Genomic DNA, 22,451 nt, shown 5'->3' with positions numbered 1-22,451 from the left:
GCGGGCACCTTTGAAATATATTGATTGCAGCCTAGCGGGCTGCGAGAAGCGCGCAAGTTTACGCGAGCGCGCGACAGAAGACGACAAGACCGACACATGCGTGCTCTTCGTAGGAGCGAGGCTTGCCCGCGAAGAACGATGGCATGGTAGGTCTGAAACACCGCGGCGTTTGGTTCGCGGGCAAGCCTCGCTCCTACAGAGGGGATATGAAACCTCCAGAAACAACAAAGCCGCCCGAGGGCGGCTTTGTTGACCGGCTAAAGCTTAGTGCTTGTCGCCAGCCAGCTTGTGTTCCAGGTAGTGGATGTTGATCCCACCTTTGCAGAAGCCTTCATCGCGGACCAGGTCGCGGTGCAGCGGGATGTTGGTCTTGATCCCGTCGACAACGATTTCGTCCAGCGCATTACGCATGCGCGCCAACGCTTCATCACGGGTTGCGCCGTAGGTGATCAGCTTGCCGATCAACGAGTCGTAGTTCGGCGGAACGGCATAGCCACTGTACAGGTGCGAATCGACGCGAACGCCGTTGCCGCCTGGAGCGTGGAAATGCTTGACCGTGCCTGGGCTCGGCATGAAGGTTTTCGGGTCTTCGGCGTTGATCCGGCATTCCAGTGCATGACCGCGGATAACCACGTCTTCCTGGGTATACGACAACTTGTTGCCAGCGGCGATGCTGAGCATCTCCTTGACGATGTCGATGCCGGTGACCATTTCCGAAACCGGGTGCTCAACCTGAACGCGGGTGTTCATTTCAATGAAATAGAACGCGCCGTTCTCGTACAGGAACTCGAAAGTACCTGCACCACGGTAGTTGATGTCGATGCAAGCCTTGACACAGCGTGCGAGGACTTCAGCCCGTGCCTTCTCGTCGATACCCGGTGCCGGCGCTTCTTCGAGAACCTTCTGGTGACGACGTTGCAGCGAGCAATCGCGGTCGCCCAGATGGATAGCGTGGCCCTGGCCGTCGGAAAGCACCTGGACTTCCACGTGACGTGGGTTGGTCAGGAATTTTTCCAGATAGACCATCGGGTTGCCGAACGCCGCGCCAGCTTCGGTGCGGGTCAGTTTGGCGAAGGAGATCAGGTCTTCTTCTTTATGCACAACGCGCATGCCGCGACCACCACCGCCGCCAGCGGCTTTGATGATCACCGGGTAACCGACTTCGCGACCGATGCGCAGAGCGGTTTCTTCGTCTTCAGGCAGTGGGCCGTCGGAGCCCGGAACGGTTGGAACGCCCGCAGCGATCATGGCGTGCTTGGCCGAAACCTTGTCGCCCATCAGGCGAATGGTGTCGGCTTTCGGGCCAATGAACGCGAAGCCGGAGTTCTCGACCTGTTCAGCGAAATCAGCGTTTTCCGCAAGGAAACCGTAGCCTGGGTGAATGGCGGTAGCGCCGGTCACTTCAGCGGCCGCGATGATCGCCGGGATATGCAGGTAAGACTTTGCAGCCGAGGCCGGACCGATGCAGACGGATTCGTCTGCCAGGCCCAGGTGCATCAGCTCTTTGTCAGCCGTGGAGTACACGGCGACGGTCTTGATGCCCATCTCTTTGCAGGCGCGCAGGATTCGCAGGGCGATCTCACCGCGGTTGGCGATCAGAACTTTTTCCAACTTCGCAGTCATCAAAGTTTCTCCGCGGTTCAAACGATGGTGAACAGCGGTTGGTCGTACTCAACCGGCTGGCCGTCTTCGACGAGGATGGATTCGATCACACCGCTGGTTTCAGCTTCGATGTGGTTCATCATCTTCATGGCTTCGACGATGCACAGGGTGTCGCCTTTCTTCACGGTCTGGCCGACTTCAACGAAGGACGGCGAGCTTGGCGAAGATTTGCGATAGAAGGTGCCGACCATCGGCGAACGGGCAACGGTGCCGTTCAGAACTGGCGCAGCGGGAGCAGCAGGCGCTGCAGCGGCAACCGGGGCGGCAGCAACAGGCGCTGGAGCCGGAGCGTGCATTGGCGCAGGAGCGTAGTACTGCTGAGCCGGGGTCTTGCTGTGACGGCTGATGCGTACGGACTCTTCGCCTTCCTTGATCTCGAGCTCGTCGATGCCGGACTCTTCCAGCAGTTCGATCAGTTTCTTAACTTTACGGATATCCATGAATCATCAACTCCCAAGGGTCGGTCAGGGGCGTATAGCTTGTTGTTCAAGCTGCTCTAGTGCAGCCTCCAGGGCCAGTCGATAACCGCTGGCGCCAAGGCCGCAGATCACTCCCACCGCTACATCGGAGAAGTAAGAGTGATGGCGGAAAGGTTCGCGTTTGTGCACGTTAGACAAATGCACTTCGATGAATGGGATGCTCACCGCCAGCAGCGCGTCACGTAATGCGACACTTGTGTGCGTAAAAGCTGCTGGGTTGATCAGAATGAAGTCCACACCTTCGCCGCGAGCGGCGTGGATGCGGTCAATCAATTCGTACTCGGCGTTGCTTTGCAGGTGCAGCAAATGGTGGCCGGCTTCACGGGCACGGCGTTCCAAATCCTGGTTGATCTGCGCCAGTGTCGTAGCGCCATAGGTGCCCGGTTCGCGGGTGCCGAGCAAGTTCAGGTTGGGTCCGTGCAGAACCAATAGCGTCGCCATCTGCTGTTCCTTGTTATCTGTGTGCAGTTGTCAGAACCCGGCGACTATGCCGCAAAGCCTTTGTGACTGTCCAGTTCTATGCAATAGCCAGCACGATGGCCGATGTTTGCGCGAAATATGTGACCGGGTGATTAAATCCGGTCATTTGCTTTCGCAACACGTTCGGCGAAGTCTTTCGCGTTGATCTCACCGATCACTCGCACATCGACGCGTTCGACACCGTCCTTGCCGAAAAACATCAGGGCTGGAGGGCCGAACAGTTTGTAGCGATCGAGCAGTGCGCGCTGCTCGGTATTGCTGGCGGTGATGTCGAAGCGCACGAGGCGATAGCCTTTCAAACGTTCGACGACCGTGGCGTCGTTGAGCACTTCGCGCTCGATGACTTTGCAGCTGATGCACCAGTCGGCATACCAGTCGAGCAGCAGCGGGGTGCCGGCGGATCTGGCCTCGGCGAGGACCCGGTCCAGGTCGGCCGGGGTGCTGATGGTTTGCCAGGCGCTGGTGTTCTGCGGCTGATCGTTGCCGGCAGTAATGCGCGGTTGACCAATCGGGTTGAGCGGGTCGGTCTGCCCGCTGAGCGCCCCGAACCAACAGGCCAGTGCGTAAAACAGCAGGAACATCCCGAGCAGTTGGCCGAGGCGTTTTCGAGGAGGTTTGTAGACGAACTCCAGCGCGCCCATGAACAAGCCGACGCCACCGGCCAGCAAACCGATCAGCAGCAAGGTGATCTGGCCCGGCAACACGCGACTGACCAACCCGATCGCCAATCCCAGCAACAACACGCCAATCGCATTTTTCACATAGACCAACCACGGCCCGCTTTTCGGCAGCCAGGCCGCGCCACCGGTGGCCACGAGCAGCAGCGGTGCGCCCATGCCGAGGCCGAGCATGAACAGTTTCAACCCGCCCCCCAGCGCATCGCCGCTGGCGCTGATGTAAAGCAGCGCACCGGCCAGCGGTGCCGAAACGCAGGGCGAGACCAGCAGGCTGGAGACCACGCCCAGCACCGCGGCGCCCCATAGCGAACCGCCTTCGGTGCGACCGGCGATCCGGTCCAGGCGACTGCTGATGGCCTGTGGCAACTTGAGTTCGAACACGCCGAACATCGCGAGGGCAAACACCGCGAAAAACATCGCGAACGGCACCAGAACCCACGCCGATTGCAGACGCGCCTGAAGGTTGAGCTGAGCGCCGAACATCCCCATCAGCGCCCCTAGCAGGGCGAAGCAAGCGGCCATTGGCAGGACGTAAGCAAGCGACAGATTGAAGCCGCGCAACCCGCCGACCTGTCCGCGCAAAACTACGCCGGAGAGGATCGGCAGCATCGGCAGCACACAGGGGGTGAAGGTCAAGCCCAGACCTGCGAGAAAGAACAAGGCGAGTTCGCGCCAGCTCCAGCGCTGTGTCGTGACGGGGGGCGGTGCGCCAATGCCATCAATGATCAGGCGTTCGGTTTCAGGCGGATAACACAGGCCTTTGTCGGCGCAGCCCTGATAGGTCACGGCCAGCGTAAAGGCGCGGGGATCGGTGCGCGGCACTTCGATGTCGAGAATGCCGTGATAGACCTCGACATCGCCAAAGTACTCATCGTGCTTCTGTTCGCCCTTGGGCAATTGCGCCGCGCCAAGGCCAACCTCGGCGGGATCGGCGCGAAACTGAAAGCGATGACGATAGAGGTAGTAACCCTCTGTCGCGACAAAACGCAGCTTGATCGATTGTGGCGTGCTTTCTACCAGGCTCAGCTGAAACGCCTCGCGCACCGGCAGGAAGTCGGCGCTGTTGTTGATCGAACCCAGGGTAGAGCTGGGTCGGCTCTCCAGCAAACCTGCGGCGGTGGCCGGCAGGGCGAGCACTAAAAGCAGCAGGCAGAGCAAACGGCGCATGACAATCTCGCGTATCGGAATTGGAGGCATGATAGCGGACAGTCGCACGGATTGCCCCGCCCCTGTAGGAGCGAGGCTTGCCCGCGAAGAACGATTACGCGGTCTGCCTGAATGACCGCATCTTATGGTTCGCGGGCAAGCCTCGCTCCTACGGGGGCATGGCGGTCTGTCAGACGCGAAAGGCCTGAACGGCTGTATGCAATCTCCCACCCAGCACCAGCAAATTCTCCCCTTGCACGCGTCCTTCACCGATGCGCAGCAAGTTATCCCCACCCAATTGATGGATCCGCTCGCTGTGATCGCGGATCTCACTGACAGCACCACTCTGCTGCGCAGTGACATCGGCGATGCGTACGGCGGTGTCGGAAATGGTCTGGATCGCCCCGACGATCTTATCCAGTGCACCATCGGCCGCCTGCGCCTGATTGGCCGTGGCTTCGGCGTGCTCGACTTGGGCGCGCATGCCTTCCACCGAGTGCCGCGCGGCGGTTTGCAGACCGGCGATCAAGGTCTGGATTTCTGCCGTGGCCCCGGCCGTGCGTTGCGCCAGTGAGCGAACTTCTTCCGCCACCACCGCGAATCCGCGCCCCATTTCTCCGGCGCGGGCGGCTTCGATGGCGGCGTTCAGGGCCAGCAGGTTGGTCTGGTCGGCAATCGAGCGGATCACCGTCAACACGCCGCCGATGGTCGCCGATTCTTCAGCCAAGTGCTCGATCATCTGTGCATTGCCTTGCACTTCACCTACCAGCGCGTGCAGGCCGGTGAGGCTCAGACCGATGACTTTCTGGCCATGCTCAACCGCCAATCCGGCATGGCGACTGGCGTCGGCGGCCTGGCTGGCATCGCCGGCGACTTGTTGAATCGTTGCTTCCAGTTCGCCGAGAGAATCACGAATCAGCGCGGTGTCGCCGGCCTGGTGTTCGGCGCCGCTGTGCAAGTCGTTGCTCAGCTCGGCCAGGGTGCGGCTGCTGCCGGCGACCTGCTCGGCATTCAGGCGAATGGTCCCCACCAGGTCCACCAGGTACGCACGCATGCGATTGAGCGACGCTTCAATGTCGTGCAGTTCGCGATTGGTTTTACCCAATTGAATGTCCTGGCTGAAGTCGCCTTCGGCCCAGGTTGAAAGGGCGGGGGCGAGGTTGGTCAACGTCCGGGCGAGTCTGCGTTGCAAGGTATCGATCAACAAGGCGATCAGCAGAATCAGGCCGATCATCACGCCTTGCATCAAGCGCACTTCGCCCTGGATCTGCCCGTGCTGGGCACGGACCACCGGCTCCAGTGCGGCGATGGCCTGCTGCACGTCGGCGATTTTCAGGTGCGTCGCCGTGCTGAGGTCGGTGCGCTTCTGGATCTGCTCGCGAGTCCGCGCCAGTTCCGCGGGGTAGCGCGTCAGCAGGCTGTTGAGCTCCCGTTTGAGGCCGACGCCAGCATCTTCGGCGACAGCTTTTTCGGTGTTCTCCAGCCCCATCATCGCCGCGAAATCATCCGTGCCGGATTCGCTGCTGGCGGCCACGCCGAGCAGCGGCAAGGCGCCGATCAGCTCGGACTGCGCGCGGATGCTGGCGACTTCGCGCTCGACATCGGCGGCCAGTTCACTGCGACCGCTGCTGACCAGTTTGTCCCGGGCCAACGACAGTTTGCCCAGGTGCTGAGATGCGGCGAGCAAGGGCGCGAGATACGCTGCGTTGCCACTGGCGTATTGGCTGAGTTGGTCGAGACTGGCGCCCAGTTCGCGTTCGGCTTGCAGCAACAGCGCCTGAGGATCACCGGCGAGTTTGCCGGCGGCCAGCAGGTCGGTTTTGCTGAATTCATTCAGGTTCGACAGGCTCGGGCGCAACGTGTCGGCCAGGGCCGGCGGCAGTTCGCCGAGTTCCTTTTGCAGGTTTTCGATGGCCTGGCTGGCGCTGCTCAGGCGCAGGGCATCGCCGCTGGCGAGGTAGTCGTCGACGTTGCGCGCCACTTCATTTTGAAATTGCTGGGACAACCCCAGGTAACGCTCCATCAACAGATAAGGGCGTTCGAGGGCTTTTTGCGACCACCAGAGCGTCGCGCCAAGGGCCACGCACACGGCGACTAAAAGGAGGGTGTTGAGATTGGTCAGCAGCTTCAGGCGCATCGCGGGTCTACCAACGGCAGAATGGTAAGCGCCTGAAGTTATTGCGTTTCTGTTACAGGGTTATGACGGAATGGGTCCATTCCGATGAAAAAGTGGCACTTTGCTTTGACGTCCGCGCAGCCTGCACACGGTTACGTCCACCGTCCTTGGCGCGGTACAGCGCTTCGTCCGCCTGGCTGGCCATCATCAGGCTGTCGGAGTGTTCGCACAGCTCCACCACACCCGCGCTGAACGTACACCACAGATCCTGAGGCTGGGCCGGATAGTGGATTTCGGCAAATCGCTGACGGATTTCATCGAGCACTTTGTGGGCCGATTCGAGATCGGTGTCCGGCATGACGATGGCGAATTCTTCACCGCCGTATCGGCCGATAAAGTCGGTCTTGCGCAACCGCTGCTTGAGGAACAGCGCCAGACTCTTGATGACCCGGTCGCCCATGGGGTGGCCGTGGCTGTCGTTGACCCGTTTGAAGTGGTCGATGTCGAGCATCGCAAAACTCAACGGCTTGCTCTCGCGTCGGGCGCGGAAGCTACAGTCTTCGAGCAATTGCAGAATGTGGGTGTGGTTGTACAGGCCGGTCAGGCTGTCGCGGACCATCCGCGCTTTCAGATTGCGCGCCCGCGCCGCACGGTTGCGCACGGTGGTTATCAGGTGTCGCGGCTTGATCGGTTTAGTCAGGAAGTCGTCGCCACCTTCGCTCATGGCGTCGAGTTGCTTGTCCAGATCGTCTTCGGCCGACAGGTAAATGATCGGCACGCTGACGTAACGGTCGTTGTGCCGGATCACCTTGGCCAGTTCCGTGCCGGTGCAGGTCGGCATGTACATGTCGAGGATGATCAGGTCCGGCTGAAAGTCCGCCAGTTCGGCCATGGCCTGGATCGGATCGATCAAGGTGCGCGTGACAATCCCGGCGCTGTTCAGCAGGCGCTCGGTGTGCAAGGCCTGGGCACGGGAGTCGTCGATGATCAGCACTTTATAAGGTTCGTACTGGGCGACACAGGTCAGGACTTCGATCTTCTCCAGCAGGCTTGAGGCTTCGAGGGTGCCGGTGAGGAATTCCTGGCCACCGGCACGCACGGCGGCGAGACGGGTCGGGGTGTCGGTCTCGAGCAAGCTGAAGAACAGCAGCGGTAAAGGCTCGTCCAGTCCGACCTGGGCCTCGGCGGCCAGTTTCAGGCCGATGCCGGGACCGCTGAAGTCCACGTCCATGACGATCGCCGCGGGCAGGCGCTCGACCATCGAGGAGCGAAACGCAGCGACGCTGTCCAGGGACTGGGCGCTGAGCCCGAAAAATTCCAGCTGCTTGGCCAGGCGTTCGGCGCGGTCGTGATCCTGTAGCATCACATAGATGGGCTTGCGCAGCGGTGGCAGAAAGGTTTGTTCGAGTTGATCTCCGTGGCGCAGGCCGGTTCGCGACAGGCGCTGCATCAAGCGATTGAGGTCGGTGATCAGTCCGCTGCTCAGGCGTCCGCGATTGGCGTCGACAGCCTCCAGCGACTGGCCGATGTGGCGCGCCAATTGAGTGTGTTCCGGTTGTTCGAAACGCTCGGCAAACCGCAGCAGGCGCAGGTTGGCCTCGCTCAGTTCGGACAAATCGGTAGTGGACCACTCGCTGCGTTGCAGGCGTTGCCATATCTCAAGAATCTGACGTGCCTGATGAATTACCCGCTGGGCAAAATGGTGCTTGAGGCGCTCGCGGCTGGGGTCTTCTGGCTCGGTCATATCCTGACTACTAGTTAGGGTGCATGCTGAGATCGACTGGTGGCTCTATGCTAGCACCTCTTTTCAATCCCATGAGTGTCGTGTGTCAATAATCTGCAAAGCGGCAACATTCAGTTTCTGACTGGCTGGTCGCATAGGCTCGCCGCGGTACGCAATACTTGTAGCAGCTGGCGTAGCCTGCGTTCGGCTGCGCAGCAGTCGTAAAACCTGAGCGCGAGGTATTCCTGAAACACCGCATCGACTGATTTCACGACTGCTGCGCAGCCGAACGCAGGCTACGCCAGCTGCTACAAAGATGTGTGCTTCATTTATAGTGGGGCCTCGACCCGATTAATGCGCGGCAAACGAGGCACGATGGCGTAGGGTTGTGGTCGAACCGATGAACTCAAGTGATTGAAAGGATATCGCCATGCTGGACTGGAAGAATCGCGCGGGCAGCGCGCCTGAACGTGCCGCTGAACCGAAATCGGCCACCCGCAGTTATGTCGGCGGCCTGTTGTTCAGCCGGGCGCTGGCCACACTGATTGGCCTTTACCTGCTGGTGGCGATCGGGCTGGGTTGGTATTGGAGCCAGGAGCCTGCGCTGTTCCCGGTTCAACAAAATGCTCAAGCGGCTGCCGAGAAAGAAGGCAAGCAGATGGTCATCGGGTACACCACGGTGGAAACCCTCAAGACCGTCGCCGGTACGTTGCTGAGCAAGCCAGGTGGCTATATTTCCAACGACCGTTTCCCGCCGGGCTTGTGGATGGACAACACGCCGAGCTGGGAATATGGCGTGCTGGTCCAAGTCCGTGACCTGAGTCGTGCCATGCGTAAAGACTTCGCCCGCTCCCAGTCGCAGTCCACCGAAGACGCTGACCTGGCCAAGGCCGAGCCGCGCTTCAACTTCGACAACAAGAGCTGGGTGCTGCCGTCCAGTGAGTCCGAATACCAGGAAGGCATCAATTCCCTGAGCCGTTATCAGGCACGCCTGTCCGATCCGAGCCAGAAAAGCGCGCTGTTCTATGCCCGCGCCGATAACCTGAACAACTGGCTCGGCGATGTGGGCACCCGGTTGGGTTCGCTGTCGCAACGGCTGTCGGCCAGCGTCGGCCGGGTCAAACTCAACACTGCGCTGAAGACCGAAGTCCTCGCCCCGGGCCAGGTGCCACAGGTCGATGAAGAAATCGTCGAAACCCCGTGGATGCAGATCGACAACGTGTTCTACGAAGCCCGCGGCCAGGCCTGGGCCTTGTCCCATCTGCTGCGCGCCATCGAAGTCGACTTCGCCGATGTGCTGGCGAAGAAGAACGCCACGGTCAGCGTGCGTCAGATCATTCGCGAGCTGGAAGCGTCGCAAGAGCCGGTCTGGAGCCCGATGATCCTCAACGGCAGCGGCTTTGGCGTTCTGGCCAACCACTCGCTGGTCATGGCCAACTACATCTCCCGGGCCAATGCCGCAGTGATCGATCTGCGTCAATTGCTCAATCAAGGCTGAGTCATGGTCGATACCGCCAAAGAGGCTGCCCACCGGGCGGCCTCGGATGCCGAGCAGATCGCCTGGGTCGACGAGCAAGACAACCTGCTCGGCGCCCTGGTCCGTTCCGACCTGCGTGAGCGCGGGCTGATCGGGCGTGGCACCTACATCATGCTGTTCAATTCGGCTGGTGAACTGTGCGTTCACCGTCGAACCCTGAGCAAAGCCATTTACCCCGGTTACTGGGACGTGGCGGCGGGCGGCATGGTGCTTGCCACCGAGACGTATGCCGAATCGGCTGCACGTGAACTGGAAGAAGAACTGGGTGTGAGCGGCGTGGAATTGAGCGCCCATGATCATTTCTTCTTCGAAGACACCGGCAATCGCCTCTGGTGCTCGGCGTTTTCGGCGGTGTGGGACGGCGCCTTGATCCTGCAGCCGGAAGAGGTGCTGGAAGCGCGCTTCATCCCCATCGATCAGGTCCTCCTGGAAATTCAACAAAAGCCTTATTGCCCGGACTCTTTGGCCGCGTTGAAGCGCTATCTGCGCGCCCGTGGCGAGGACGTCGCAAAAGAGCTATAAATTGGCGCCGATTGGCTCTTAGCAAGTCGGCTTTTTGCCGTTACACTGCGCGACCTTTTCAAGCTGAACCGGTATTGCTTTCTGTAGGAGCGAAGCTTGCTCGCGATGGACGTTAACGATAACGCGAGCATCCAGATGGTACGCATCGTCCTTGCGTTCTTCGCGAGCAAGCTTCGCTCCTACAGGGTTGTACCGTTTCAGTAGCGCTGCCCCTGCCTGAGTGGGGCTTCGCGGTCGATGGCAGCTTCCCAAGTTGCCGCGACCAGTCTTTGTCCTCCCAAGAGGATTGCCGGTGGCCAAAAAAGCCGCATCCTTCGCCGCCCTTGGTGGCCTGGTATTTTCCACCGACGCAGGTCGTCATTGCCCCGATTGCAGTAAACCGGTGGACGCCTGCATCTGCAAACAGACCGTTATCCCGGCCGGCGACGGCATCGCTCGCGTGCGTCGCGAAAGCAAGGGCCGCGGCGGCAGGACGGTGACCACCATCACCGGCGTACCGTTGGCAGAAGAAGCGCTCAAGGACCTGGCCACCACGTTGAAGAAACGGTGCGGGACCGGTGGAGCGTTGAAGGACGGAATCATCGAAATCCAGGGCGATCATGTCGAGCTACTCTTGGCTGAATTGATCAAGCTGGGTTTCAAAGCGAAGAAATCCGGCGGCTAGCAGCCTCTGTGAAAACCACCCTCGGCTTGATCCAGTCCCGATTCAACTCTGGCCTGGCGTCGTCTACATGGTTTTCACAGAGCCTGTTCTGACCGGTTTCTAAACTCAGCGCTGAATGTGAGGTCTATGGCCCTTGCATGCAGGCTAATCGTCATTTTCATTCTTTAGACTGCGCCGGCCTGAACCCAGGCGACGCTCTATGACTTCTTTATAGGGGACTTCAATGTCCGTACGACGCACACGCAAAGACGATGGCAGCCAATGGACAGTTGCGGACAGCCGCAGTGTTTACGGGATTCGCCATTGGGGGGCCGGGTACTTCGCGATCAATGACGCCGGTCGCGTCGAAGTTCGTCCGAACGGTCCGACCAGTTCGCCTATCGACCTGTTCGAGCAAGTCGACCAGCTGCGCAAAAGCGGCCTGTCCTTGCCGTTGCTGGTGCGTTTCCCTGACATCCTCCAAGACCGCGTGCGTCAGTTGACCGGCGCGTTCGACGCCAACATCGAGCGTCTGGAATACCAGAGCAAGTACACCGCGCTGTACCCGATCAAGGTGAACCAGCAAGAAGCGGTGATCGAGAACATCATCGCCACCCAGGACGTTTCCATCGGCCTGGAAGCCGGCTCCAAGCCTGAGCTGCTGGCCGTGTTGGCCCTGGCGCCGAAGGGCGGCACCATCGTGTGCAACGGTTACAAGGACCGCGAGTTCATCCGTCTGGCGCTGATGGGCCAGAAGCTTGGCCACAACGTTTTCATCGTGATCGAGAAAGAATCCGAAGTCGCCCTGGTGATCGAAGAAGCTGCCTCACTGAAGGTCAAGCCTCAAGTCGGCCTGCGTGTGCGTCTGTCGTCCCTGGCCTCCAGCAAGTGGGCGGACACCGGCGGCGAGAAATCCAAGTTCGGTCTGTCGGCGGCGCAGCTGCTGTCGGTGGTCGAGCGTTTCCGCGCGGCCGGCCTGGATCAGGGCATCCGCCTGCTGCACTTCCACATGGGTTCGCAGATCGCCAACCTCGCGGACTACCAGCACGGCTTCAAGGAAGCGATTCGTTACTACGGCGAACTGCGCAACCTCGGCTTGCCGGTTGACCACATCGACGTCGGTGGCGGTCTGGGTGTCGACTACGACGGTACGCACTCGCGCAACGCCAGTTCGATCAACTACGACATGGACGATTACGCCGGTGTCGTGGTCGGGATGCTCAAGGAGTTCTGCGACGCGCAGAACCTGCCGCACCCGAACATCTTCTCCGAAAGCGGCCGCTCGCTGACCGCTCACCACGCCATGCTGGTGGTGCAGGTGACCGACGTCGAGAAACACAACGACGACGTGCCGCAGATCGAGAACAAGGAAGAACTGCCGGAAACCGTACAGTGGCTGGTTGACCTGCTGGGCCCGACCGACATCGAGATGGTCACCGAAACCTACTGGCGCGCGACGCACTACATGAGCGACGTGGCCACCCAGTACGCCGATGGCAAGATGACGCTGGCTGAAAAAGCCCTGGCCGAGCAATGCTACTTTGCCGTGTGCCGTCGCCTGCACAACTCGTTGAAGGCGCGCCAGCGTTCGCACCGTCAGGTGCTCGACGAACTCAACGACAAGCTCGCCGACAAATACATCTGCAACTTCTCGGTATTCCAGAGCCTGCCGGACACCTGGGCCATCGGTCAGGTGCTGCCGATCCTGCCGCTGCACCGCCTCGACGAAGAGCCGCTGCGCCGCGCCGTGCTGCAGGATCTGACCTGCGACTCCGATGGCAAGATCAAGCAATACGTCGACGAGCAGAGCATCGAAACCAGCCTGCCGGTACACGGTTTGAACGAAGGCGAAGACTACCTGCTGGGCATCTTCCTGGTCGGCGCCTATCAGGAAATCCTCGGCGACATGCACAACCTGTTCGGTGACACCGATTCGGTGAACATCTATCAGAACGCCGACGGCAGTGTGTACCACGCCGGTATCGAAACCCACGACACCATCGAAGACATGCTGCGTTACGTGCATTTGTCGCCGGAAGAGTTGATGACTCACTATCGCGACAAGTGCGCGAGTGCCCGCATCACGGCCGCCGAGCGCACCCAGTTCCTCGACGCTCTGCGCCTGGGCCTGACCCGTTCGTCTTACCTGTCTTCTTGAGGTAAGGCACCGCTCTCATCAGGTTGTCAGAAAATGTTCCGCACGCTGCGGAAATTTCAGATGACCTGGTGAGACGCTTCCCTGATTTCAAGCGAAATGACTCACATCCCCGGCTATCCAAGCGATGTGGTCCTCTTTTCGCGTAGGTCATTTCCTAAGTTGTACTTCGGCACTCTACTCGGCCAACTCTCTCAGAGAGAATCCCCGGCCGCCCCTCCTGTAGAGAATCGCCGATGTTCGATCCAGTCAACGAGCCGTCATTTCGTCTGGATGTAGAGGGTCTGCCCGACCCCGTTGAGGTCCTGGCCTTTACCGGCTGTGAAGCGATCAGCGAACCCTTTGTGTTCGACGTTGATCTGCTGATCGATGACCCGACATTGGACCTGGCAAGCCTGCTGTACCGCCCGGCCTTTTTGCATCTCGGGCCGCCGGGGACCGGTTTTCACGGACAGTTGCATGAGCTCGTCCAGGCTGGCCATGGCGCTGCCCCGAGGCTTTGCCGTGTGCGTCTGAGGCCGAAACTGGCCTGCCTTGCCCAGCGTTTCAGCCAGCGCATTTTCAGCAACCGTTCCGTACCCGAGATCCTCGCCCAGGTGCTCAAGGAGCATGGCATTGCCGGCAAGGATCGGCGCTTTGACTTGAGTGGCGATTACCCGCCGCGTGATTTCTGCACGCAATACCGGGAATCGGATCTGCAGTTTCTCCAGCGTTTGTGTGCTCAGGAACGGCTTCACTACTACTTTGAGCATCGCCGGCGCGGGCACTGTCTGGTGTTTGGTGATGGGCAGGGACAATTTCAGCAGGGAGCCGAGATGGTCTTTGAGCCCGACACCGAACAGCCCGGCGTGCAGCAGTTCAAGGTTCAAGGCAATACGCAGGCTGGCGAAGGTCAGACGAACCTGATGACGCTGCGCAGCGGCCAACGCGTTCTGCTGTCAGGCCATCCGTGCGCCGACTGGAATCGTCTCTGGTTGCTGATCCATGTCGAGCATCAGGGTGGGCAGACGCCCGGGTTTGCCTATGGCAACCAGATCCGCGCTGTTGCCGGGGCGTTATCTTTCGCGGCGCCTCATTCGGTCATGAGCCCTCGGATGCACAGCTTGCAGCGGGCCTGGGTGGTTGATGTCGATGAAGCGCAGCCCGATTCATCCAGACCTGTTGCCGTGCAATTTGACTGGGTCTATCAGGGCGAAGGCGCTGCGCCCAGCCATTGCTGGCTGCCGTTGGCACCGGAACTGGATGGCGCGCACGTCATGCCGTTGAGTGAAGGTGCGCAGGTCCTGGTGAGCTTTATCGAAGGTGATCCGGATCAACCCTTAATCACCGGATTCCTTCCCGGCCCACCCTTCACCCAAGCGTCAGGCTTGCCCGAGCTCACATCCGCCGCGGCGACAGATGAAAACGCGGCGGTTGACGGATTGTTGCGTTTGTTGCAATCCAGCGAACCGATTGTGCTGCTGTGTCTGTTACCCGGCGGGGGCAGTTTCAGCCATTGTGCTCAAGCCTTCTGCACCTGCCGGGCAGCGACGCAGCTTGGCCAGAGCGGTGCGGCATGATCGTCGCCCAGGCGCCCGACTCCATCGCACAATGGCTGTTGCTCGATGTGCCGGGGGAGCCCCGGGCCGGTGCTGTGCTGCGCCAGCAGTTTGCGCAGGTCCGGCGGTTCCGGCTGTTCGATGGCACCGAACTGCAGCCGTTAGGCGAGCACGGGCCGCTGTTGGTCGACCTCAAGGGCTGCCCGGCACTGGGCGAGTTGTGCCTGCGTGAACCGCACGTCTGGAGTGGTTTGTTGCTGGTCAGTGAGGCTTCATCGGATCGGTTGCTCGAGCATTTGCGTCGCATGCTCACGGTCACCTTTGGCCTGCATCACCGCGCGTTGCTGAGTTACTACAACCCACACACCGCCAGTTACTTTTTCGATGCCTGCGATGCGCTGGAACTGAGCCGCTGGCTGGGGCCGATCAGTCAATTGCGCTGGTTCGGCGGAACCTGGGCCGACCGCGCAATCGGCAGTCAGGGCTGGCAGCAGTTGTACAATCCGGGGCTTGCCGTCAGCCCGTTGGCCATCGAAGAGAATCTGACGCCTCGTCAGCGGGACACCTTGCAAACCTGCCTGCTTGAGCAACACGTCTGGCATTGGAGCCAGTCCACCGGGACCGATTACCACAGTCTTTGGGCCTACGTGCAGGAAGGGCTGGCGCTGGGGTTCAGCGAACGGCCGGTGCTCGATGGCTGGTTATGGCTGCGCTTGCAGTACCCTGGCGCTACGCCCGTGCAGCCATTGCCGGGCGTTACCCAGCAGGAACGTCTCGATAGCTTGCGCAACCTGTGGCAGAACGATCAACCCTGAACACACGGTTGGATATTGATGGCGGCGCCTATCCGGTGCATGCCGACTCAATCAATTCGGCCTGTGAACCAGCCGTCGTTCTTGCGCAGAATCCAGGCGAACGCGCCGAGGATCAGGCTGCGCAGAGCCATGAACAACAGGAACGTTATCCACAGTCCATGGTTGCCCAAGCCTTGCAGTGCCCAGGCGAACGGCAGCAGCGCAATGACCGTCAGCAGCATGCCGTTGCGCATTTCCCGGGCTCGCGTGGCGCCGATGAACAGCCCGTCGAGCAGGTAACTCCACACGGCAATCAACGGTAGCGCGGCAAGGTAGGGCAGGTAGATAAACGCGGTGTCGCGAACGCTCTGGATGTCGGTCTGCATCTCGATGAACAGGTGTCCGGCGAAGGCGAACAGCACGGCAAAGCCCAGACTCGCCAGCAACGACCAGCCGCAGGCAACCACCAATGAGCGACGCAACGCTTCTCGATCACGAGCGCCGATGGCATGCCCGCACAGGGCTTCCACGGCATGGGCCAGACCATCCAGCGCGTGGGCGGTCAGCAGCAAGCCATTGAGCAGCAAGGCGTTGGCGGCGACGGTGGCATCACCGAGCCGCGCGCCCTGTACGGTGATCAGGAAAAACACCGATTGCAGCGCCAGGCTGCGGATGAAAATGTCGCGGTTGACGGCCAGCAGTGGCCGCCAGCTCTGCCACAGCGCCAAGGCGGCCCAGGCGATGTGGCCGGGATAGGCGCGCAGGGCTTTGCGAGTCATCAGCAGGCCGATTACGGCGCCGGTCCATTCGGCAATCACCGACGCCCTGGCGGAGCCGACCACGCCCCAGTCCAGTCCGAGGACGAACCACAGGTTCAGCGCGATGTTCACCAGGTTGGTACTCAACAGAATCGCCAGCGGTGCCCGGGCGTTCTGGGTGCCAAGGAACCAGCCGACCAGCGCATAACTGGCCAGTGCCGCCGGCAGACCGAATAGCCGTGTGTGGAAAAACTCGCGGGTCAGTTGATCGAGCTCTGCCGAGGGTTGCATGAAGTGCAGCGCGATGCCGCTCAACGGGACGCCCAATGCGCCCAGGACAATCGCCAGCCCCATCGCCAGCAACAGGCCCTGCAACAAAATCTGCCGCAACGCCGCGCCATCCCCTCGGCCGGCCGCCTGGGCAGCGAAACCGGTCGTGCCCATGCGCAGAAAGCCCATGCCCCAGGCCAGAAAGGTATACAGGCTGGCCCCGACCGCGACGGCGCCCAACTGATGGGCGTGCGGCAGGTGACCGATGACGGTACTGTCGACCAGCGCCACCAGCGGAACGGAAATGTTCGAAAGAATCATCGGCGCGGCCAGCGCCCAGACCCGACGATGGGTAGGGCGGTCGCGCCAGTCGGCAATCAGGTTGGACATGCAGGCTCCTTGGGGGAGCGCGCATTGTAGCGGTTGATTGGGGATTTGCTGTGAATCAGAAATCGACCCCTCACCCCAACCCTCTCCCCATGGGGGAGAGGGGGAAAGGGAGCTGATCTCCATGCTTTTCAAAGCTTTAGTTCGACTCGATATTTCAGGTCGATGTAGTTTGAAAGAACACCTCGGTCAGTCCCCTCTCCCTCCGGGAGAGGGTTAGGGTGAGGGGAATTTACGGATCAATGGATTATCCAGCTCAACAACCACAGCCCCAACACCAACCAGATAATCCCCATGATGATCGACGCATTCATGAACGCCCGGATCGCCGACCACAACAGCATCAACCCCAGAATCAGCGCAATGATGCTGATGATCGAAGTGTCCATGCCCAGTGCACGGGACAAGCCTTCGACAAAATTGCTGCCGGCATGGCTCAACAGGTTGAACAAGCCGCTGAGGCCGTCAACGATAAACCGGATGATCGAACCGAGTGCCTGGCCGAGCCATTCGAAAAAACTTTCTACCTGCATGTCGTGAACGTCCTGATGTAAGTGGTGGCGTGCTTGCCGGACTTGAGCCTTGGGCCATGGATCACGGTGCCGAGTTCCCTGTTGCCAGGATCGTTTGAGTATGGCGCAAGAACCTTGTAGCAGCTGGCGCAGCCTGCGTTCGGCTGCGAAGCAGTCGTAGAACACCACAACTCGGTGTGTCAGGCGAATCTCGCACACAGAATTGACGACTGCTGCGCAGCCGGACGCAGGCTGCGCCAGCTGCTACATAGACCTTGCCTTGATTGAGGATCCCCCCGAAGCTATACGCCTTCAGGAGAGCCCGATGAACCTTGTTGAACTGACCGAACGCCTGCACGCCATCCGTGACCGCAATGACTGGCAGCAATTTCACAGCCCGAAAAACCTGGCCATGGCCGCGAGTGTGGAAATGTCCGAGCTGGTGGAGATCTTCCAGTGGCTGACTGAAGACCAGTCGCGCCAGTTGCCGGCGGACAAGCTTGCCCACGCCGGGCAGGAAATCGGCGACATCGTGCTCTATCTTCTGCTGCTGTGCGGTGAGTTGGGGTTGGACATGAATGAAGTGGTACGCAGCAAACTCGCGGACAGCGAAAAGAGGTTCAGCTGATGAGCGATCGTCATTTCGATCAACTGGCGACCCGGTTTGCCGAAAAAATCTACGGCGGCGCCAAAGGTGCGATCCGTCTGGCGGTGCTTCAGGCCGACCTGGCCGAAACCCTGCCGGACCGGCCGTTGCGCGTGCTGGATATCGGCGCGGGCCTGGGGCACATGTCGTTGTGGCTGGCCCAGCGCGGTCATGACGTCACGCTGGCCGAACCCGCCGAACCGATGCTCGAAGGCGCCCGCCAGCGCTTCGCTGACGCCGGGCAGACCGCTACTTTCATTCAGGCGCCGTGGCAGGAATTGCTCGGCCAGCTCACCGAACCTTACGACCTGGTGCTGTGCCACGCCGTGCTGGAATGGCTGGCCGAACCCCACGCGATCCTGCCGGTGCTGCATCAGTTGACCAAGCAGGATGGGTGGCTGTCACTGGCTTTCTACAACCGCGATGCGTTGATTTATCGCAACTTGCTCAAAGGTCATTTCCGCAAGATGCGCAAGAACGACATGGCCGGCGAGAAGCAGAGCCTGACCCCGCAGCAGCCCCTTGATCCGCGTGAACTGGCGGCGCAACTTGAGGGCCTGTGGCAGGTCGAAACCCAGAGCGGGGTGCGAGTTTTTCACGACTACATGCCGGTGGAATTCCAGGCCCGCGCCGAACTCGTGGACTTGCTCGAAATGGAGCTAGCCCACCGCCGTCACCCAAGCTTCGCCGGGCTTGGGCGCTATTTGCACTGGATCTGTCGGCCGGTCTGATCGGAGCGCGAAATGAAAAGTCGTTCAGGGTTACTGGTGATCTGTCTAGGGTTGGCGGCCTGCCAGGGCAGCAACCCTTATGTGGCGACATCCAACCCTTTGCCGCCGGCACCGCCTCAAGCGGCCAACACTTTCGACCGCAGCGCCTACCCGGCACCGCCGCGTGACTACGGTCGTTACCGCAGTTGGGCCTGGCTCAACGGTCAGCTGCCACCGGGCAGCGCCTGGGCGGACTCGGCCCAGGTCGCCGAAGCGGTCAGCAACGCCCTCGATCAGCGCGGCTTGCGCCCATTGCACGATAACGCCCGACCGGCCGACCTGTTTGTCAGCGCCAATCTGCATCTGGAAACCCGTTTGCGCCAGGTCCGGGACGACTACGGTTATTACGGCGGTGGTTATGGCGGCTACAACCGCTACGGCAATGGTTATGGCATGTACAACACGGTGCCGATCGTGCGCACGTATCAGGAACAGGTCGTGGTGGTGCGGGTCGATTTGTTCGACGCTCAAAGTGGTCAACCGGTGTGGAGTGCCAGCGCCGAAACCGGTAATCGGGGCAGCCAGAGTGAGCGTGCCGATGCAATACGGGAGGCTGTAGAAAAGGCCATGTCGGCGTATCCTCCCAGTTAGCTTCTCTAGTTGAGAAGCCTTCCACAGGTTCATGTCTTCAACCGGAGAATCATCATGATCCGCCGTTTCGCTTTACTGGTTGTGGCCGCGTTGCTCAGTGCCTGCGCCGCCAACCGTGTCAACAATGACTTCGATGCCAGCCGCGACTTCGCCGCCTATCGCAGCTGGACCTGGAAAGAACCCGCCCTGCAATATCGCCCCGATGACCCACGGATCAAGAGTGACCTGACCGAACAGCGCATCCGCCAATCGGTGGCCGATCAACTGGATCAGCGTGGTCTGCGTCCGGCCGCGGCCGGCAGCAAAGGGGAATTGAACGTTCAGACCTACCTGATCGTCGAAGAGCGCCAGCAACAGGTGACCACCAACTACGGCGGCGGATGGGGTAATCCATGGAACGGCTACTGGGGCGGGCCGATGTACAACGAAACCCGCAACGTGACCTATAAGGTGGCGACCATCCAGATCGACCTGCTCGATGGCAAGGACGGCAAACTGGTGTGGCGTGGCAGCGATGAGCAAATGCTCAGCCGTACAACCAATCCGTCGGATCGCAGCACGGCGATACGCGAAACCGTCGGGCGAATCCTCGCCAACTATCCACCGCACTAAACCCTCAAACACCACAAAACCCTGTGGGAGCGAGCCTGCTCGCGATGACGGTCCTTCAGTCGATACATCTGTCGCCTGTCAGATCGCCATCGCGAGCAAGCTCGCTCCCACAATGGATCACCTGCGTACACAAAATCTGTGAACGCTTGAGATCGAGTGGGGGCGAGCTGCTCGCGAAGGCGATCTGACAGACACCAGTGATCAATCAGGCAACCGGCCGCCAATGCCCCACCATGTGCTCCAGATCCCCCGAGCCCACCAGCTGAAAATCCCCACTGGACCCTGCCGCGCTGGCCAGCAACGTCACCTCACTCGGCAACCGCACCGGTTTCCTGAACTGCACCGCGATCTCGACATTCGCCGTGGGCAGATGCTCACTCAACGCCGCCAATGTCCGGGCCTTGTTCCACAGCCCATGGGCAATGGCTGTCGGGAACCCGAACAATTTGGCGCTGACGGCACTCAGGTGAATCGGGTTGTAGTCCCCGGACACCTTGGCGTATTGCCGGCCAATGTCCGCCGGGGCTTTCCAGCGAGCCACTTCCAGCATTTCCAGGGTGGAGGCCAGGACTTCCTCGACAGGTTCGCCCTCCAGCTTGACCCCGCGACACAGCATCTGACTTTCAGCCTCCCACAGCGGGCCCAACTGATCGTCGAGCGACGTCACCAGATCGAACGTCGCACCCTTGGCATGGGGTTGCAGGTTCTGTACTTGCACGCTGACCCGCACGCGGTTCACCCCGCCCATGGGGCGCAAGACGCGAATGCGATTGCTCAGGTGAATCAGGCCCAGCAGCGGAAACGGAAAGTCCTTGGCCGTGAGCAATTGCATCTGCAAGGCAAACGCCAGGATGTGTGGATAGGTCGGCGGCAGCAAACCGTTGTCGGCAAAACCGCAGACCTTGCGATACGCCGCCAGGCGTTTCGGATCGACCTCGACCCAGCAGCGCAAACCCGTGTCGGGCAATGTGGTGCCGGTGATTTTGCGCCGCGTTGCCGCCTGCATGTACAGACCCGTCAGGCTCGGTTCGCGGTTGAGTGTGTGCCAATCGGTGATCATCTTTATGCCCCCAAGACACTTTGTCCGCAGACTCGCAACGCTTGCCCGGTGAACGCGCCGGTCCCCGGTTGAGCGAGCCACGCGACCGCTTCGGCGACGTCTTGTGGCAGGCCGCCCTGGCCCAATGAACTCATGCGTCGCCCGGCCTCGCGGATGCCGAACGGCAGGTGTGCGGTCATCTGGGTTTCGATGAACCCCGGCGCCACCGCATTGATGCTGATACCGCGCTGGTCCAGCAGCGGCGCCCAGGCCTGGGCCAGACCGATCAGCCCGGCCTTGCTCGCGGCGTAATTGGTCTGCCCGCGATTGCCGGCGATGCCGCTGATGGACGCCAGCAAAATCACTCGGCCGTGGTCGTGCAGGGCGCCGCTATCGAGCAGGGCCTTGGTCAGCACTTGCGGCGCGTTGAGGTTGACCGCGAGCACCGCGTCCCAGAATTCCGGGGTCATGTTGGCCAGGGTTTTATCCCGCGTGATGCCGGCGTTGTGGACCACGATGTCGACGCCGTCGGGCAGCAGTTCGATCAACTGCGCGGCGGCGTCTTCGGCGCAAATGTCCAGGGTGATGCTGCGCCCGCCAAGGCGTGCGGCAAGTGCGTCAAGATCGGTCTTGGCCGGTGGCACGTCGAGCAGAATCACCTCGGCGCCGTCACGGGCCAGGGTTTCGGCAATAGAGGCGCCAATGCCGCGGGCGGCACCGGTCACCAGCGCCTTGCGCCCGGCCAGTGGGCGAGTCCAGTCCGACACCTGCGTAGCGCAGGCCTTCAAGCGAACCACCTGCCCGGACACGAACGCACTTTTGGGCGAGAGGAAAAACCGCAGCGGCCCTTCGAGTTGATCCTCGGCGCCTTCACCGACATAGATCAGCTGCAGGGTGCCGCCGCTGCGCAGTTCCTTGGCCAGCGAACGGCTGAAACCTTCCACCGCACGCTGAGCGCTGGCGGCGAACGGGTCGGTCAATGTCTCTGGCGCACGCCCCAGAATCACCAGGTGCGCGCTGTGATCGAGGTTTTTCATCAGCGGCTGGAGGAACTCGCGCAGCTGTTTGAGCTGGTCGGTCTGCACCAGGTCACTGGCGTCGAATACCACAGCCTTGAGCTTGGGACCGTGGCCGGGGATCCACGCGGTGGCGAGGGACGGCTCGGCGCCGTAGCTGTAGATTGCGTCGGTCAGGCGGTTGGCGAAGGCGCTGACTTTCTCCGCCAGCGGGCCGCCGCCAATCAACAGCGCCCCTTCGACAGGCCGCAGTCGGCCTGCTTGCCAACGCTCCAGGCGCACCGGAGACGGCAGTCCCATGGCCCCGACCAGACGATGGCCGATGGACGAATTGGCGAAGTCGATATAACGGTCAGACATGGAACGCACTCCGGCAGC

At 61.0% G+C, this 22,451-nt stretch carries 20 protein-coding genes; 10 read left to right on the top strand and 10 right to left on the bottom strand.

Going from position 1 to position 22,451, the window contains the following annotated elements; all coding sequences use genetic code 11:
• Nucleotides 1–264: 264 nt before the first annotated feature.
• From accC to gcbA, 6 genes are all read right to left on the bottom strand, one after another.
• Nucleotides 265–1,623 carry an acetyl-CoA carboxylase biotin carboxylase subunit gene (accC, locus tag ACYZT6_RS22905; RefSeq protein WP_131058899.1) on the bottom strand — a complete coding sequence of 453 codons (1,359 nt, stop codon included), beginning with the start codon at nt 1,621–1,623 and terminating at the stop codon, nt 265–267.
• A 17-nt stretch (nt 1,624–1,640) separates the two neighbouring features.
• A complete protein-coding gene (accB, locus tag ACYZT6_RS22900) occupies nt 1,641–2,102 on the bottom strand; it encodes an acetyl-CoA carboxylase biotin carboxyl carrier protein (RefSeq protein ID WP_054044024.1) in 462 nt (153 codons plus the stop codon).
• Nucleotides 2,103–2,126: 24 nt separating this feature from the next.
• Nucleotides 2,127–2,582, bottom strand: a complete 456-nt coding sequence (gene aroQ / locus ACYZT6_RS22895) for a type II 3-dehydroquinate dehydratase (RefSeq protein WP_007947649.1) — start codon at nt 2,580–2,582, stop codon at nt 2,127–2,129.
• A gap of 131 nt (nt 2,583–2,713) precedes the next feature.
• Nucleotides 2,714–4,465, bottom strand: a complete 1,752-nt coding sequence (locus tag ACYZT6_RS22890) for a protein-disulfide reductase DsbD (protein ID WP_462028739.1) — start codon at nt 4,463–4,465, stop codon at nt 2,714–2,716.
• Between the two features lie 169 nt (nt 4,466–4,634).
• Nucleotides 4,635–5,498 (bottom strand): methyl-accepting chemotaxis protein, encoded by an 864-nt coding sequence (locus ACYZT6_RS22885; protein ID WP_462030001.1) that lies wholly within the window; start codon nt 5,496–5,498, stop codon nt 4,635–4,637.
• Nucleotides 5,499–6,633: 1,135 nt separating this feature from the next.
• A complete protein-coding gene (gcbA, locus tag ACYZT6_RS22880) occupies nt 6,634–8,304 on the bottom strand; it encodes a diguanylate cyclase GcbA (protein ID WP_462028738.1) in 1,671 nt (556 codons plus the stop codon).
• A gap of 409 nt (nt 8,305–8,713) precedes the next feature.
• On the opposite strand from gcbA, the gene ACYZT6_RS22875 reads away from it, so the two are divergent.
• The 6 genes from ACYZT6_RS22875 to ACYZT6_RS22850 all read left to right on the top strand — a co-directional run bounded on the left by ACYZT6_RS22875 (nt 8,714) and on the right by ACYZT6_RS22850 (nt 15,493).
• Nucleotides 8,714–9,781: a DUF2333 family protein gene (locus ACYZT6_RS22875; RefSeq protein WP_462028737.1), complete on the top strand. Its 1,068-nt coding sequence runs from the start codon at nt 8,714–8,716 to the stop codon at nt 9,779–9,781.
• A 3-nt stretch (nt 9,782–9,784) separates the two neighbouring features.
• Nucleotides 9,785–10,342: an NUDIX hydrolase gene (locus ACYZT6_RS22870; RefSeq protein ID WP_462028736.1), complete on the top strand. Its 558-nt coding sequence runs from the start codon at nt 9,785–9,787 to the stop codon at nt 10,340–10,342.
• Nucleotides 10,343–10,634: 292 nt separating this feature from the next.
• Entirely contained in the window at nt 10,635–11,006 is a 372-nt protein-coding gene (locus ACYZT6_RS22865) for a translation initiation factor Sui1 (RefSeq protein WP_462028735.1), read from the top strand.
• 223 nt (nt 11,007–11,229) lie between these two features.
• On the top strand, nt 11,230–13,143 hold the full coding sequence (gene speA, locus ACYZT6_RS22860; protein WP_462028734.1) for an arginine decarboxylase: 1,914 nt from the start codon (nt 11,230–11,232) through the stop codon (nt 13,141–13,143).
• A gap of 233 nt (nt 13,144–13,376) precedes the next feature.
• Nucleotides 13,377–14,699 carry a type VI secretion system Vgr family protein gene (locus ACYZT6_RS22855; RefSeq protein ID WP_462028733.1) on the top strand — a complete coding sequence of 441 codons (1,323 nt, stop codon included), beginning with the start codon at nt 13,377–13,379 and terminating at the stop codon, nt 14,697–14,699.
• Entirely contained in the window at nt 14,696–15,493 is a 798-nt protein-coding gene (locus tag ACYZT6_RS22850) for a DUF4123 domain-containing protein (RefSeq protein ID WP_462028732.1), read from the top strand. Before ACYZT6_RS22855 ends, ACYZT6_RS22850 begins: the two co-directional genes overlap by 4 nt.
• A 47-nt stretch (nt 15,494–15,540) precedes the next feature.
• On the opposite strand, the gene ACYZT6_RS22845 is transcribed toward ACYZT6_RS22850, so the two are convergent.
• Nucleotides 15,541–16,890 carry an MATE family efflux transporter gene (locus tag ACYZT6_RS22845; RefSeq protein ID WP_462028731.1) on the bottom strand — a complete coding sequence of 450 codons (1,350 nt, stop codon included), beginning with the start codon at nt 16,888–16,890 and terminating at the stop codon, nt 15,541–15,543.
• Between the two features lie 236 nt (nt 16,891–17,126).
• Entirely contained in the window at nt 17,127–17,420 is a 294-nt protein-coding gene (locus ACYZT6_RS22840) for a hypothetical protein (protein ID WP_462028730.1), read from the bottom strand.
• Nucleotides 17,421–17,724: 304 nt separating this feature from the next.
• On the opposite strand from ACYZT6_RS22840, the gene ACYZT6_RS22835 reads away from it, so the two are divergent.
• From ACYZT6_RS22835 to ACYZT6_RS22820, 4 genes are read left to right on the top strand one after another with little or no spacing between them, the layout of a single operon-like run.
• Complete coding sequence (locus tag ACYZT6_RS22835; RefSeq protein WP_462028729.1) at nt 17,725–18,027, top strand: MazG-like family protein; 303 nt, start codon at nt 17,725–17,727, stop codon at nt 18,025–18,027.
• The gene (locus ACYZT6_RS22830) at nt 18,027–18,776 is read left to right on the top strand and encodes a methyltransferase domain-containing protein (protein ID WP_461957064.1); all 750 of its coding nucleotides are present in this window, start codon (nt 18,027–18,029) and stop codon (nt 18,774–18,776) included. Before ACYZT6_RS22835 ends, ACYZT6_RS22830 begins: the two co-directional genes overlap by 1 nt.
• Nucleotides 18,777–18,788: 12 nt before the next feature.
• Nucleotides 18,789–19,406, top strand: a complete 618-nt coding sequence (locus ACYZT6_RS22825; protein WP_462028728.1) for a DUF4136 domain-containing protein — start codon at nt 18,789–18,791, stop codon at nt 19,404–19,406.
• A gap of 54 nt (nt 19,407–19,460) precedes the next feature.
• Nucleotides 19,461–20,018, top strand: coding sequence for a DUF4136 domain-containing protein (locus ACYZT6_RS22820; protein WP_462028727.1), 558 nt, complete (start codon nt 19,461–19,463; stop codon nt 20,016–20,018).
• A 205-nt stretch (nt 20,019–20,223) separates the two neighbouring features.
• Here ACYZT6_RS22820 and ACYZT6_RS22815 read toward each other — a convergent pair whose 3' ends face one another.
• Both ACYZT6_RS22815 and ACYZT6_RS22810 read right to left on the bottom strand, forming a co-directional pair.
• Nucleotides 20,224–21,078, bottom strand: a complete 855-nt coding sequence (locus ACYZT6_RS22815) for a MaoC family dehydratase (protein ID WP_462028726.1) — start codon at nt 21,076–21,078, stop codon at nt 20,224–20,226.
• A 2-nt stretch (nt 21,079–21,080) separates the two neighbouring features.
• Entirely contained in the window at nt 21,081–22,433 is a 1,353-nt protein-coding gene (locus ACYZT6_RS22810; protein WP_462028725.1) for a 3-oxoacyl-ACP reductase, read from the bottom strand.
• Nucleotides 22,434–22,451 lie beyond the last annotated feature (18 nt).

The organism is Pseudomonas sp. RT6P73, from assembly GCF_054897715.1.
The sequence above is the reverse complement of the archived record's forward strand: the minus strand, read 5'-3'. Positions and strand labels throughout refer to the sequence as shown.

What these genes read in the sequence shown, in the direction of transcription:
- accC (WP_131058899.1), bottom strand. Translation starts at nt 1,623, where the DNA reads ATGACTGCGAAGTTGGAAAAAGTTCTGATCGCCAACCGCGGTGAGATC.
- accB (WP_054044024.1), bottom strand. Translation starts at nt 2,102, where the DNA reads ATGGATATCCGTAAAGTTAAGAAACTGATCGAACTGCTGGAAGAGTCC.
- aroQ (WP_007947649.1), bottom strand. Translation starts at nt 2,582, where the DNA reads ATGGCGACGCTATTGGTTCTGCACGGACCCAACCTGAACTTGCTCGGC.
- ACYZT6_RS22890 (WP_462028739.1), bottom strand. Translation starts at nt 4,465, where the DNA reads ATGCGCCGTTTGCTCTGCCTGCTGCTTTTAGTGCTCGCCCTGCCGGCC.
- ACYZT6_RS22885 (WP_462030001.1), bottom strand. Translation starts at nt 5,498, where the DNA reads ATGCGTGCGTACCTGGTGGACCTGGTGGGGACCATTCGCCTGAATGCC.
- gcbA (WP_462028738.1), bottom strand. Translation starts at nt 8,304, where the DNA reads ATGACCGAGCCAGAAGACCCCAGCCGCGAGCGCCTCAAGCACCATTTT.
- ACYZT6_RS22875 (WP_462028737.1), top strand. Translation starts at nt 8,714, where the DNA reads ATGCTGGACTGGAAGAATCGCGCGGGCAGCGCGCCTGAACGTGCCGCT.
- ACYZT6_RS22870 (WP_462028736.1), top strand. Translation starts at nt 9,785, where the DNA reads ATGGTCGATACCGCCAAAGAGGCTGCCCACCGGGCGGCCTCGGATGCC.
- speA (WP_462028734.1), top strand. Translation starts at nt 11,230, where the DNA reads ATGTCCGTACGACGCACACGCAAAGACGATGGCAGCCAATGGACAGTT.
- ACYZT6_RS22855 (WP_462028733.1), top strand. Translation starts at nt 13,377, where the DNA reads ATGTTCGATCCAGTCAACGAGCCGTCATTTCGTCTGGATGTAGAGGGT.
- ACYZT6_RS22850 (WP_462028732.1), top strand. Translation starts at nt 14,696, where the DNA reads ATGATCGTCGCCCAGGCGCCCGACTCCATCGCACAATGGCTGTTGCTC.
- ACYZT6_RS22845 (WP_462028731.1), bottom strand. Translation starts at nt 16,890, where the DNA reads ATGTCCAACCTGATTGCCGACTGGCGCGACCGCCCTACCCATCGTCGG.
- ACYZT6_RS22840 (WP_462028730.1), bottom strand. Translation starts at nt 17,420, where the DNA reads ATGCAGGTAGAAAGTTTTTTCGAATGGCTCGGCCAGGCACTCGGTTCG.
- ACYZT6_RS22835 (WP_462028729.1), top strand. Translation starts at nt 17,725, where the DNA reads ATGAACCTTGTTGAACTGACCGAACGCCTGCACGCCATCCGTGACCGC.
- ACYZT6_RS22830 (WP_461957064.1), top strand. Translation starts at nt 18,027, where the DNA reads ATGAGCGATCGTCATTTCGATCAACTGGCGACCCGGTTTGCCGAAAAA.
- ACYZT6_RS22825 (WP_462028728.1), top strand. Translation starts at nt 18,789, where the DNA reads ATGAAAAGTCGTTCAGGGTTACTGGTGATCTGTCTAGGGTTGGCGGCC.
- ACYZT6_RS22820 (WP_462028727.1), top strand. Translation starts at nt 19,461, where the DNA reads ATGATCCGCCGTTTCGCTTTACTGGTTGTGGCCGCGTTGCTCAGTGCC.
- ACYZT6_RS22815 (WP_462028726.1), bottom strand. Translation starts at nt 21,078, where the DNA reads ATGATCACCGATTGGCACACACTCAACCGCGAACCGAGCCTGACGGGT.
- ACYZT6_RS22810 (WP_462028725.1), bottom strand. Translation starts at nt 22,433, where the DNA reads ATGTCTGACCGTTATATCGACTTCGCCAATTCGTCCATCGGCCATCGT.